Raw genomic sequence first — 13106 nt, 5'->3', positions numbered from 1 at the left:
GCCCAACGGTGCCCGCGCGTACAACCTTTCGGGCGAAGTCGAGCGTCAACAGGGGCATGACACCAGGGAAATCAACCAGACGCGCCAGAGCGCTCGCCACGGGGGCCCTCGGGCTCGGCGTGCTCATACCCGGCGTGGCCGCCGCCTCGCCCGCCGCGGCCGCCACGACACCCACGGTCAGCTGCACGTCCGCGCGGGCGGGCCTGGCCACCAAGCTCCAGAAGGACATCACCGCCGCGCTCGCCGGCCGTCGGGGCACCGTCGCGGTCGGGCTCTACGACCGCTCCACCAACACCACGTGCTCGCTGCGGGCCACCTCCTCCTACGACTCCGCCAGTGTCGTCAAGGTGACCGTCCTCGCCACGCTGCTGTGGGACGCGAAGAAGCACAACCGGTATCTCACCGACACCGAGACCTCGTTGGCCAAGGCCATGATCACCAAGTCGGACAACGACGCGACCAGCAGGCTGTGGAAGCAGCTGGGCCTGACGAAGATCAAGGGCTTCCTGAGCGCCGCCGGCATGACGAAGACCGTCCCCGGCGCGAACGGCTACTGGGGTCTGACCCAGATCAACGTCACCGACGAGCAGAAGCTGCTCAAGCTGATCACGGCGAAGAACGCGGTGCTCAGCGACAACTCCCGTGCCTACATCCTGAAGTTGATGGGCCAGGTCATCTCCTCGCAGCGCTGGGGCACGCCCTACGGCACCCCGTCCGGCGTCTCCTGGCACGTCAAGAACGGCTGGCTGCAGCGCTCCACGCACGGCTGGCGGGTGCACAGCGTCGGCACCTTCAACGGCGGCGGCCACGACTACATGATCACGGTGCTCACCTGGGGCAACAGCACCATGAACTACGGCATCTCCACCATCCAGGGCGTGGCGAAGGTCATCCACAGGGATCTCGCCGCGAGTTGACGCCCTCCGGTCTCCTGTGCGTCACCGGCGGCGCCTACGGTGGCGCGCATGCGCCTGAGAACCGTACTCGCGACCGTCACCGCGGCCCTGGCGGCGGCCACCACGCTGACCGCCGCCGGGCCCGCCCCGGCCACCCCACGGACGAGCCACGCCTGTTCGCCCTCCGTCTCGATCGACCGCTTCTCCGACGCGCTGGACAAGACGACGTACGACGGCACGTTCGTCGGCAACTTCTCCGCGCTCGCGGTGGACAAGGACGGCTCGATCGCCGCCCTGGAGGACCGCTCCTCCCTCTTCGACCTGGATGCGAGGACGCTCCGGCCGAAGCGGGTCGTCCAGCTCGCCGACGAGAGGGGGGCCGCGCTGGACAGCGAGGGTCTCGTCGTCGACCGGGACGGCACCCGGCTGGTCACCTCGGAGACCGAGCCGTCCGTACGCCGCTACAGCACCGACGGCGGGATCCTCGACCGGCTCCCGGTCCCGTCCTCCCTCCTCGTCACCCCCGCCGGACGCGCCACGTCCAACCAGACCTTCGAGGGCCTGACCCTCCTGCCCGGCGGCCGCACCCTGCTCGCCTCGATGGAGAACGCGATCTCCGGCGACTCCACCGACATCGTCCGCTTCCAGACCTGGACCCGGACCAAGGGCGACCATTTCCGTCTCGCCGCCCAGTACGCCTACCGCGTCGACGCGGGCCTGGGCGTCCCCGAGGTCCAGGCCACCCCCGACGGCCGCCTCCTCGTCCTGGAGCGCGGCTTCACCGCCGGCGTCGGCAACACCGTCCGCCTCTACCTGGCCGACCCCCGCCACGCGACGGACACCAGCGGCATCGAGAACCTGACCGGACAGCCGGGTGTGCGGCTGATCAGGAAGACCCTCCTCGCCGACATCGCCGACTGCCCGACCCTCGGCGCCACCGCGAAGCAGCCCCAGCCGAACCCGCTCCTCGACAACATCGAGGGGATGACCGTGACGGGATACTCGAAGGGCCGCCTGAAGGTGCTCCTGGTCAGCGACGACAACCAGAACGCGGCGCAGACCACCCGCTTCTACTACCTGCGGCTGCGCGTCTGACCCCTCCCGTTTGTTGCGGAGGGATGAAATCCGCTTCGTCTCGTGTTGGTGCCTTCCGGTAGATCAGGACGATTCGGAGGGCACCCGCGTGAACGAGCAACGGGGATGGGCACGGCGACTGGCCGGATACGCGTGGCGGTATCCGAAGGACGTCGTGCTGTCCCTCGGGTCCTCCCTGGCGGGCATGGCCGTCACCGCGCTCGTCCCCCTCGTCACCAAGGTGATCATCGACGATGTGATCGGCGATCACAGCCGGGGCATGGCCCCCTGGGCCGGGGCGCTGGTCGGCGCCGCCGTCCTCGTCTACGTCTCCACCTACGTCCGCCGCTACTACGGCGGCCGTCTCGCCCTCGACGTCCAGCACGACCTGCGGACCGAGATGTTCGAGACGATCACGCGGCTCGACGGCCGACGGCAGGACGAGCTGTCCACCGGACAGGTCGTGGGGCGCGCGACCAGCGACCTCCAGCTGATCCAGGGCCTGCTCTTCATGCTCCCCATGACCATCGGGAACGTCCTGCTCTTCCTGATCTCCCTGGTCATCATGGCCTGGCTGTCGCTGCCGCTCACCCTCGTCGCCCTCGCCGTCGCCCCGGCCCTGTGGTGGATCGCCAAGCGCAGCCGCTCCCGGCTGCACCCCGCCACCTGGTACGCGCAGGCCCAGGCCGCCGCCGTGGCAGGCGTGGTCGACGGAGCCGTCAGCGGCGTACGCGTGGTGAAGGGGTTCGGGCAGGAGGAGCAGGAGACCGGAAAACTCAGGGAGGTCGGGCGGCGGCTGTTCGCCGGGCGGCTGCGGACCGTACGGCTGAACAGCACGTACACCCCCGCCCTCCAGGCCGTCCCCGCCCTCGGCCAGGTCGCCATGCTGGCGCTCGGCGGCTGGCTCGCCGTGCGCGGTCACATCACCCTCGGTACCTTCGTCGCCTTCTCCACCTACCTCGCCCAGCTCGTCGGCCCGGTCCGCATGCTGGCGTTCGTCCTCACCATCGGACAGCAGGCCCGCGCCGGCACCGAGCGCGTCCTGGAGCTGATCGACACCCGGCCGACCATGACGGAGGGCACGAAGGAGCTGCCCGCCGACGCGCCCGCGACCGTCGAGTTCGACGACGTCTCCTTCGGCTACGACCACGAGCGGCCCGTCCTGCAAGGGCTGAGCTTCGAGATCCGCCCGGGTGAGACCCTCGCGGTCGTCGGTTCCTCCGGCTCCGGAAAGTCCACGGTCTCCCTCCTCCTCCCGCGCTTCTACGACGTCACGCACGGCGCCGTCCTGATCGGCGGGCACGACGTCCGTGAGCTGACCTTCGACTCGCTGCGGGCCGCGATCGGGCTGGTCCCCGAGGACTCCTTCCTCTTCTCCGACACCGTCCGCAACAACATCGCGTACGGCCGCCCGGACGCCACGGACGAGGAGGTCGAGGCCGCCGCCCGCGCCGCCCAGGCGGACCGTTTCATCAGGGAGCTGCCCGAGGGCTACGGCACCAAGGTCGGCGAGCACGGCCTCACCCTCTCCGGCGGCCAGCGCCAGCGGGTCGCCCTCGCCCGCGCGATCCTCACCGACCCCCGTCTCCTGGTCCTCGACGACGCCACCTCCGCCGTGGACGCCCGCGTCGAGCACGAGATCCACGAGGCGCTGAGGCACGTCATGCGGGGCCGTACGACCCTGCTCATCGCGCACCGCCGTTCCACCCTCAACCTCGCCGACCGCATCGCCGTCCTCGACGGCGGGCGCCTCGCCGACCTCGGCACGCACGAGGAGCTGCAGGAGCGGTCCGCGCTCTACCGCCGTCTGCTCACCGACCCCGACGAGCTCGGCGGTGTCTCGCCCGGCCACACCCGGCCCGCCCAGCCCGCCGAGGACACCTCCGTGCGGGACGAGCTGGACGCCGAGTTCGACGCCGAGCGAGGGGTTACCCCGCGGCTGTGGACCGGCGACCGGCAGCCCAAGGACCACGCGCTGTCCGGGATGCCGGCCACCCCCGAACTCCTCGCGCAGGTCGAGGCGCTGCCGCCGGCGACCGACACCCCGGACATCGACGAGGCGCGGGCGGTCATGCCCGAGGACTCCTACGGACTGCGCAGGCTGCTGCGGGGCTTCGGAACTCCCCTGCTGATCAGCCTCGGGCTCGTCGCCGTCGACGCCGGGATGGGCCTGCTGCTGCCGGTGCTGATCCGGCACGGCATCGACAAGGGCGTCAACGCCCTGGCCCTCGGCGCGGTCTGGTCGGCCTCGCTGCTCGGGCTGCTCGCGGTCGTCGCGCAGTGGGCCGCGCAGGTCGGGGAGACCCGGATGACCGGCCGCACCGGCGAGCGGGTCCTGTACTCGCTGCGGCTGAAGATCTTCGCCCAGCTCCAGCGGCTCGGCCTCGACTACTACGAGCGGGAGCTGACCGGCCGGATCATGACCCGGATGACGACCGACGTGGACGCGCTGTCCACGTTCCTGCAGACGGGCCTGGTCACCGCGTTCGTCTCCGTCGTCACCTTCTTCGGCATCCTGGTCGCCCTGCTGGTGATCGACGTCCAGCTGGCGCTGGTCGTCTTCGCCACCCTGCCGCCGCTGGTCGTCGCCACGTACTTCTTCCGCCGGGCGAGCGTGAAGGCGTACGAACTCGCCCGTGAACGCGTGTCGTTGGTGAACGCCGACCTGCAGGAGTCGGTCTCGGGGCTGCGGATCGTGCAGGCCTTCTCACGCGAGCGGGACGGCGGGGCGCGGTTCACGGAGCTCAGCGACAGCTACCGCAGGGCGCGGGTGCGCGGGCAGTGGCTGATCTCGATCTACTTCCCGTTCGTGCAGCTGCTGTCGTCGGTGGCCGCGGCCGCCGTGCTGATCGCCGGTGCGGGACGGATCGACGACGCCACGCTCACGACCGGGGCGCTGGTCGCCTACCTGCTCTACATCGACCTGTTCTTCGCGCCGGTCCAGCAGCTCTCCCAGGTCTTCGACGGCTACCAGCAGGCCACCGTCTCCCTCGGCCGGATCCAGGAGCTGCTGCGCGAGCCGACCTCCACCAAGGCCGCCGACGAGCCCCTCGAAGTCCTCTCCCTGCGCGGCGACATCGCCTTCGAGGACGTGCACTTCGCCTACGGCGACGACGAAGAGGCCCTGTCCGGCGTCGAGTTGACGATCCCGGAGGGCCAGACGGTCGCGTTCGTCGGCGAGACCGGCGCCGGCAAGTCGACGCTGGTGAAACTGGTGGCGCGGTTCTACGACCCCACCGGCGGCCGGGTGACGGTCGACGGCACCGACCTCCGGGCCCTGGACATCACCTCCTACCGCCACCGGCTCGGTGTCGTCCCGCAGGAGGCGTACCTCTTCCAGGGCACCGTCCGCGACGCCATCGCCTACGGCCGCCCCGAGGCCACGGACGCCGAGGTCGAGGCGGCGGCCCGGGCGGTCGGCGCGCACGAGATGATCGCCACCCTCGACGGCGGCTACCTCCACGAGGTCGCCGAGCGCGGCCGCAACCTCTCCGCCGGCCAACGCCAGTTGATCGCACTGGCCCGCGCGGAACTCGTCGACCCCGACATCCTGCTCCTCGACGAGGCGACCGCCGCGCTCGACCTGGCCACGGAGGCCCAGGTCAACCAAGCGACCGACCGCCTGGCGGGCCACCGCACCACCCTCGTCGTAGCCCACCGCCTGACCACGGCAGCCCGCGCCGACCGGGTGGTGGTGATGGACCACGGCCGCGTGGTGGAGGACGGTACGCACGAGGAGCTGGTCCGGCTTGGCGGCCGGTACACAGAGTTGTGGCGCACGTTCGTCGGAGAGGACGAGTCTTTGGCCGCCTGAGCGCCTGGCGGCGATGTTCCCCGAACCGCCCGCCCAGGTGAGCCGCCGGACGGAGTCCGGCCAGTCGTCCGAAGCCCGGGAGGCCCGCTGGGGGCTGAGCGGTGCGAGGGCGACGTCGGGAGGTTCAGCCCACGGGCGGGTCGTGGAGGACCGTACGCACGAGGAGTTGCTCGCGCGGGAGGGGCGGTACGCGGAGTTGTGGCGGACCTTCATGGGGGAACCGGACGCGGAGGGGACGGTCGGGGGCACGCGGTGGGGCTGTGCTGTCTGTTCGCTGTTGATTCACTGTCGGTTCCCTGACGGGCGTGCAACCATCCGACATACGTCCGGCGTCCGTACACCCGTACGCTCTTTGTCGGTTGTAGGGGAGGGACGACAGTGGACTCAGGTGCGATACGGCGCCGGATCGCGCTCGGCATGGCCGTGGTGACCGCGTCCGGGGCGCTCGCGCTCGCCGCGTCGGGCAACGCGCACGCCGACCCGTACTGCTCCGGGCGCAAGGTGCGGGACCTGACGTTCTCCACCGGTGTCGTGCACGTCTACAAGGCGGACGGCTACGTCTGCGCCGTGACGTTCCCGAAGCACGCCTCAACCACCAAGCGCTCCATGTCGGTCAGCGTGCAGGCCCGCGGCAACCGTCCGGTCGTCGACAGCGGACAGTACAGCCACCACGCCGGCCCGGTCACGGTGCACGCCGGGCACCGGTGCGTGCGGATCAAGGGCTCGGTGAAGGGCGGATCCGTGAGCTCGGGCTGGATCCTTTGCTGAGTCACGGGAAACCCACAAGTATTTCTTGAACTCCCCTGGTGCGTCCGCCCGTTGCGACGCTAGCGTCCGGCGGACATCTGTACTCACAGGGGAGGGTGCATGCGCAAGGCGCTCAGATGGCTGCTCGCGCTCGCCGTGCTCATAGGCACGTTGAGCACGGCGGGAGCGGCCACCGCCGCCCAGCCGGCGGCCACGGGGACGAAAGCGGCGACCGACATCAAGGACCGGTTGCTCGCCATCCCGGGCATGAGCCTGATCGAGGAGAAGCCGTACCCCGGCTACCGCTTCTTCGTCCTGAACTACACCCAGCCGGTCGACCACCGGCATCCGTCCAAGGGCACCTTCCAGCAGCGGATCACCGTGCTGCACAAGGGAGTCGACCGCCCGACCGTCTTCTACACCGGCGGCTACAACGTCTCCACCACACCGAGCCGACGCGAGCCGACCCAGATCGTGGACGGCAACCAGGTCTCCATGGAGTACCGCTTCTTCACCCCGTCCCGGCCGAACCCGGCCGACTGGTCGAAGCTGGACATCTGGCAGGCGGCGAGCGACCAGCACCGCATCTTCAAGGCGCTGAAGTCGGTCTACCCCAAGCGCTGGATCTCCACAGGCGGTTCGAAGGGCGGCATGACCGCCACGTACTACGAGCGCTTCTACCCGCGCGACATGGACGGCGTGGTGGCCTACGTCGCCCCGAACGACGTCGTCGACGACGAGGACTCCGCCTACGACCGCTTCTTCGCCGGCGTCGGCACCAAGGAGTGCCGCGACCGGCTGAACGCCGTGCAGCGCGAGGCGCTGGTGCGCCGGGAGCCGCTGGAGAAGAAGTACGCGGCGTACGCGGCCGAGAACGGCTACACGTTCACGACCATCGGCAGCCTGGACCGCGCCTACGAGGCCGTCGTCCTCGACTACGTCTGGGGCTTCTGGCAGTACAGCCTGCTCTCCGACTGCGCCACCATCCCGGCGGACGCCAAGCACGCCACCGACCAGGCCATCTGGGACTCCGTCGACACCATCTCCGGGTTCTCGTTCTACACCGACCAGGGCCTGGAGCCGTACACGCCGTACTACTACCAGGCCGGCACCCAGCTCGGCGCGCCGACGATCCACTTCCCGTACATCGAGAGGAAGTACGTCCGCTACGGCTACCAGGCGCCGCGTAACTTCGTGCCGCGGTCGATCCCGATGCGGTTCCAGCCGGGGGCCATGCGGGACGTCGACACCTGGGTGCGCCACCACGCCCACCACATGCTCTTCGTGTACGGCCAGAACGACCCGTGGGGAGCGGAGCGCTTCCGCGTCGGCAAGGGCGCGAAGGACGCGTACGTCTTCACCGCGCCGGGCCTCAACCACGGGGCGAACGTCGCCGGTCTGGTCCCGGACCAGAAGGCCCTGGCGACGCAGCGGATCCTGGACTGGGCGGGGGTGGCGGACGAGACGCCGGTCGCCGAGCCGCTGGCCCGGTTCGACCGGAAGCTGGACGTGCGGGACGTGGAGCGCGAGCCGGCGCTGCGTCCCTGACTCCCGTGCTGCGCCCGGTCGTCGGTCAGACGCGCCGGGCGCAGCCCACGGGTTCCTTGCCGTCGAGATGGACGTAGAGCGCCGTCGACGCGGGGCAGGACGCCCGCCCGGCGACCGCCCTGACCACCTTGTACTGCGGCTTCTTCGCGCCGCCGCCGTCGCACCTGGTCTCCCGGACCTGCCCGCTGCCCGAGCCGTAGACACAGTCGCCGACGATGGTGCGCGGTCCGCCCCCGCCGCCCGGATCACCGGGGTGCGGGGGCTCCAGGTTGCGCATACAGGCGTAGCCCTGCGGCACCGAACCGTCGCCGTCCTCGTCGGACGACGAGCTCTGCGCGCTGATGTGCAGCACGAAGTCCGTGGTCGCCGGGCACAGCGGACCGTCGGCCATCGTGCCGTCGTAGCGCGCGACCACTCGCGCCGCCGCCCGCTCACTCGTGCACGGCACCTCGGTGAAGCTCGTCGTGCCGAACGAACTGCACTCGTCGACCCCGAGGAACACCGCCCCGTAGCCGGAGGGCCGCGTCGAGGCCGCCGCCGGTGTGACAGTGGGCCCGGCGTCCTCACCGGACGCGGACGACAGCGCCTGGCAGCCGGTCAGTACCGCGGCGACTAGCACCAGCAGAGCACAGACCACCCCCACCGAACATCTCTCACGCATCGCGTCCCCCCGGGCGCCTCCCCGTGCACCCTTGTCCAGCGTGACCCTTACAGGCTGGTCACGCCAGACGCGCGGGATGCATTGGGACCGTTGGGGGGTGTACGCCGGTTGTGCGGCGTATGCGGTCTACGCCCCTTCTAGTACGTCAGTCCGTGACCGATGGGGTACAGCACCCGCGCCGGATCGTCCGCCCGCTGCACCGGCACCGGCAGCCTCCCGCGCGGCGCCACCTTCCCGACGATCACCCGCGCGGCCGCCCGCAGTTCGACGTCCGTCCAGGAGTAGGCGGCCAAGTAGGCCGGGACGGAGGGGAGTTGGGCCACGTCGTAGGGGTTGCGGACGGCGATCGCCACCACCGGCCTGCCCGTCGCCACCAGTTGCTCGGCGAGGGTCTTCTGCGAACTGCCCGCGGTGACGTTGTACGTCGTCACGACCACCGCGTCCGCCTCCCGCGCCGCCGCCACCGCCGAGGCGATGGTGGCGGAGGACGGCGCCGTGCCGGTGGACAGGGCCGTGGCCGTGAAGCCGAGTCCGGTCAGGGCCCTCGCGAGGACACCCGTCGGCGGGCCCGTCGTACCGGACGGGGAGGCCGGATCGGCGCCCACGACCAGGAGTTTCGCGTGCCTACGGGGGGACAGCGGCAGCAGTGCCCCCTCGTTGACCAGCAGCGTCGTCGTGCGCTCGGCGATACGGTCGGCCGCCGCGAGATGTGCCTTCGTGCCGACCACCCGGTCCACACCGGCCCGGCTGGCATACGGCCGCTCGAACAGCCCGAGCCGCGCCTTCAGCCGCAGGATGCGCAGGATCGACTCGTCCAGCCGCGCCTCGGTGAGCTCCCCGTCCCGTACCGCCTTCAGGACGGCGTTCCAGGCGACGGACAGGTCCGGCGGGTTGAGCAGCTGGTCGACACCGGCCTTCAGCGCGAGCACCGGGACCCGGTCGTCGCCGTACTTCGTCCGCACGCCCTCCATGGTCAGGGAGTCGGTCACCACGACCCCGTCGTAGCCGAGTTCGCCGCGCAGGATGCCGGTGAGGATCGGGTGGGAGAGGGTGGCCGGGTCACCGGAGTCGTCCAGGGCCGGGAACTGGATGTGCGCGGTCATGACGCAGTCGACGCCCGCCCTGATCGCCGCCCGGAAGGGGACGGCGTCCAGCTTCTCCCACAGCTCACGGCTGTGGGTGATCACCGGGAAGCCGTAGTGGCTGTCGACGGCCGTGTCGCCGTGCCCGGGGAAGTGCTTGGCGGTCGCCGCGACCGACGACCGCTGGTACCCGGCGACCTCGGCGGCGACCAGACCGGCCACCTCCTGCGGGTCGGCACCGAAGGAGCGGACGCCGATGACGGGGTTGGCCGGGTTGATGTTCACGTCGGCGTCGGGGGAGTAGTCCTGGTTGATGCCGATCGCACGCAGTTCCGCGCCGGAGACGCGGCCCAGCGTGCGGGCGTCCGCGCGGGAGCCGCCCGCTCCGACGGCCATCGCGCCCGGGAAGAGGGTGGCGGGGCTGCCCACGCGGCAGACGATGCCGTGCTCCTGGTCGGTGGTGACGAGCACGGGCAGCCCACGGGGGCCGCTGAGGGACGCCTTCTGGATGCCGTTGGACAGGTCGGCGATCTGGTGCGGGTCGCGGGTGTTGTTGGCCCAGGTGAAGTAGATGATGCCGCCGACGCGGTACTTCGCGATCAGCTCGGCGGCCGTGCGGACGCCGATCTCCTTGAGGTTGGCGTCGATGTCGGCCTGGTCGGGAGCGGTGGCGGAGTGGCCGTAGACCCGCATCACGAAGAGCTGGCCGACCTTTTCCGGCAGGGACATACGGGAGATGAGGGAACGGAGCTTTTTGTCGTCGGCGTGAGCGGTGCCGCCGACCGCGAGGGATGCGGTGACACCCATGGTCGCGGCGAGGACGGTACGTCTGGAGGGCACGTGCGCTCCTTCCGGAGATGATCCACTGAAGGAAACTTCCGTCCGGGAAGCAATATCCGGGAAGTTTCTGCCAGTCAAGGGAGCGCGCACGCCACCGGGAAACCGGCTGCCGAAAGGGTTCTCCGCGAAGGGGCCGCCATCGGCGCTGTTGGAGGGGGGCGCGCCGATGGCGGCTGTGCTGCCGGCCGCAGTACGGCGGAGAGGGTAGGTCAGCGATCGCAGCCAGCAGCGAGGGCCGACACCGCACAGCGGAGACTCATCCGGCAACTTGCGGGTTGGACGAACCGTATTCGGGCCGGGTTCCCCCCTACCCGGCGATTCCCGGAAGTCGGTGCCGGTGGGGCCCGCGGGACGGGTGAGCCGCCACCCCGGGCGGCCGCTCCTGCCAAAGACGTACGGCCCCTGCGACCGCCGGACGACAGACCGCTCGCCCCGCGCCGTCGGTGACCGGCGGGCGACGGGAAGGGGTCCATCCCATGGACGTGCGGGCGCAGGGGCCCCGCGCGGTCGATCATGAATCATGCCCGTAGTCACCATCCCCGGTTCCAAGTCCATCACCGCCCGCGCCCTGTTCCTGGCGGCAGCGGCCGACGGTGTCACCACCCTCGTGCGCCCGCTCCGCTCGGACGACACCGAGGGCTTCGCCGAGGGCCTGGTACGGCTCGGCCACCGCGTAGGCCGCACACCCGACGTCTGGCAGGTGGACGGCCGCCCGCAGGGCCCGGCGGTGAGCGAGGCGGACGTGTACTGCCGGGACGGCGCGACCACCGCCCGCTTCCTGCCGACGCTGGCCGCGGCGGGCCGGGGCACCTACCGCTTCGACGCCTCGCCGCAGATGCGCCGCCGCCCCCTGCTCCCGCTCACCCGCGCCCTGCGCGACCTCGGCGTGGACCTGCGGCACGAGGAGGCGGAGGGCCACCACCCGCTGACCGTACGGGCGGCCGGGGTCGAGGGCGGGGAGGTCACCCTGGACGCCGGCCAGTCCTCGCAGTACCTGACCGCGCTCCTCCTGCTCGGCCCGCTGACCCGCAAGGGCCTGCGCATCCACGTCACCGACCTGGTCTCCGCGCCGTACGTGGACATCACGATCGCGATGATGCGGGCGTTCGGGGCCGAGGTGGGCCGGGAGGGGAACGTCTTCGTCGTCCCGCCGGGCGGCTACCGCGCCACGACCTACGCGATCGAGCCCGACGCCTCCACCGCGAGTTACTTCTTCGCGGCGGCCGCGGTGACTCCGGGCGCGGAGGTGACCGTGCCGGGGCTGGGGCGGGGCGCGCTCCAGGGCGACCTGGGGTTCGTCGAGGTCCTGCGGCGGATGGGCGCGGAGGTGTCCGTGGGGGCGGACGCCACGACCGTCCGGGGCACGGGCGAACTACGCGGCCTGACGGTCGCCATGCGGGACATCTCCGACACCATGCCGACCCTGGCCGCCATCGCCCCCTTCGCCTCCGGCCCGGTCCGCATCGAGGACGTGGCGAACACCCGGGTGAAGGAGTGCGACCGGCTGGAGGCGTGCGCGGAGAACCTGCGGCGGCTCGGGGGCGGCGTCGACACGGGCCCGGACTGGATCGAGATCCGTCCCGGCACACCCATGGGCGCGGAGATCAGGACGTACGGCGACCACCGCATCGTGATGTCCTTCGCGGTGACCGGCCTGCGCACGCCGGGTATTTCGTTCGACGACCCGGCCTGCGTACGGAAGACTTTCCCCGGCTTCCATGAGGCGTTCGCGGAGTTGAGGAGCGTGCTGGGGGATGACCGGTGAACTGCGCGCCGTGCTCTTCGACTCGGGCGGGGTGCTGACCCGGCCCGTCGGGGGCCGCTGGAACCCCCGGGTGGACTTCGAGGTGACCGTCCTCCGTCACGACCCCACGGTCACACCGGAGCGGTTCGCGGCGGCGATCGCGGCGGGCGAGGACTTCTTCGCCGCGTCGGCGACGACGCCGGACTACGACGACTACCACCGGGTCCTGGTGCGCCACCTCGGTCTGGAGCCGACACCGGGTCTGCTGGCCGACCTCAGCCGGGAGATCCCCGTCACGTCGGTGGTGGAGCTGTGCCCAGGGGTGGCGGAGACACTGGACGAGCTGCGGCGCCGGGGTGTGCGGATGGCGGTGGTCTCGGACGCCTGGGCCGGACTGCCGGAGATGCACGCCGCGTTGGGCATCGGCGACCACTTCGAGGCGTACGCGATCTCGGCGGTCCTCGGCTGCCGTAAACCCGACCCGCGCATGTACCGGCACGCGAGCGACGCGCTGGGGCTGCGGCCCCAGGAGTGCCTGTTCGTGGACGACGACCCGGAGTTGGTCGCCGCGGCCGTCGAACTCGGTTACGCGGGGCGGGTGATGTGTCCCGGCGGAGGCGTATCGCCACCGGGGGCGCCGTCCGTCACCAGGCTGACCGAGATCCTCGAACTGGTCTGACCGTGCTGATGGTGCTGACCG

9 protein-coding genes are annotated in these 13106 nt (G+C 71.1%); 7 read left to right on the top strand and 2 right to left on the bottom strand.

The window, feature by feature from the left end:
* Positions 1-56 precede the first annotated feature (56 nt).
* From ABZZ74_RS20720 to ABZZ74_RS20700, 5 genes are all read left to right on the top strand, one after another.
* On the top strand, positions 57-917 hold the full coding sequence (locus ABZZ74_RS20720) for a serine hydrolase (RefSeq protein ID WP_356766906.1): 861 nt from the start codon (positions 57-59) through the stop codon (positions 915-917).
* Between the two features lie 48 nt (positions 918-965).
* Positions 966-1991 carry an esterase-like activity of phytase family protein gene (locus ABZZ74_RS20715; protein WP_356766904.1) on the top strand — a complete coding sequence of 342 codons (1026 nt, stop codon included), beginning with the start codon at positions 966-968 and terminating at the stop codon, positions 1989-1991.
* 88 nt (positions 1992-2079) lie between these two features.
* On the top strand, positions 2080-5784 hold the full coding sequence (locus ABZZ74_RS20710) for an ABC transporter ATP-binding protein (RefSeq protein WP_356766902.1): 3705 nt from the start codon (positions 2080-2082) through the stop codon (positions 5782-5784).
* Positions 5785-6162: 378 nt separating this feature from the next.
* Positions 6163-6552, top strand: a complete 390-nt coding sequence (locus ABZZ74_RS20705; protein WP_356766900.1) for a hypothetical protein — start codon at positions 6163-6165, stop codon at positions 6550-6552.
* 99 nt (positions 6553-6651) lie between these two features.
* Positions 6652-8079: a S28 family serine protease gene (locus ABZZ74_RS20700; protein ID WP_356766898.1), complete on the top strand. Its 1428-nt coding sequence runs from the start codon at positions 6652-6654 to the stop codon at positions 8077-8079.
* A 25-nt stretch (positions 8080-8104) separates the two neighbouring features.
* On the opposite strand, the gene ABZZ74_RS20695 is transcribed toward ABZZ74_RS20700, so the two are convergent.
* Both ABZZ74_RS20695 and ABZZ74_RS20690 read right to left on the bottom strand, forming a co-directional pair.
* On the bottom strand, positions 8105-8740 hold the full coding sequence (locus ABZZ74_RS20695; RefSeq protein ID WP_356766896.1) for a hypothetical protein: 636 nt from the start codon (positions 8738-8740) through the stop codon (positions 8105-8107).
* 137 nt (positions 8741-8877) lie between these two features.
* Positions 8878-10662, bottom strand: a complete 1785-nt coding sequence (locus tag ABZZ74_RS20690; protein ID WP_356766894.1) for a glycoside hydrolase family 3 protein — start codon at positions 10660-10662, stop codon at positions 8878-8880.
* A gap of 520 nt (positions 10663-11182) precedes the next feature.
* Between ABZZ74_RS20690 and aroA the strand changes: the two genes are divergently transcribed.
* Together aroA and ABZZ74_RS20680 are read left to right on the top strand one after the other, a co-directional pair.
* Positions 11183-12427 carry a 3-phosphoshikimate 1-carboxyvinyltransferase gene (gene aroA, locus ABZZ74_RS20685; protein WP_356766893.1) on the top strand — a complete coding sequence of 415 codons (1245 nt, stop codon included), beginning with the start codon at positions 11183-11185 and terminating at the stop codon, positions 12425-12427.
* Complete coding sequence (locus ABZZ74_RS20680) at positions 12417-13085, top strand: HAD-IA family hydrolase (protein ID WP_356766891.1); 669 nt, start codon at positions 12417-12419, stop codon at positions 13083-13085. The genes aroA and ABZZ74_RS20680 overlap by 11 nt, the downstream gene beginning before the upstream one ends.
* Positions 13086-13106: the final 21 nt, after the last annotated feature.

It is taken from the genome of Streptomyces sp. NPDC006476, from assembly GCF_040612015.1.
Lineage (GTDB): Bacteria > Actinomycetota > Actinomycetes > Streptomycetales > Streptomycetaceae > Streptomyces > Streptomyces griseorubiginosus_B.
The sequence above is the reverse complement of the archived record's forward strand: the minus strand, read 5'-3'. Positions and strand labels throughout refer to the sequence as shown.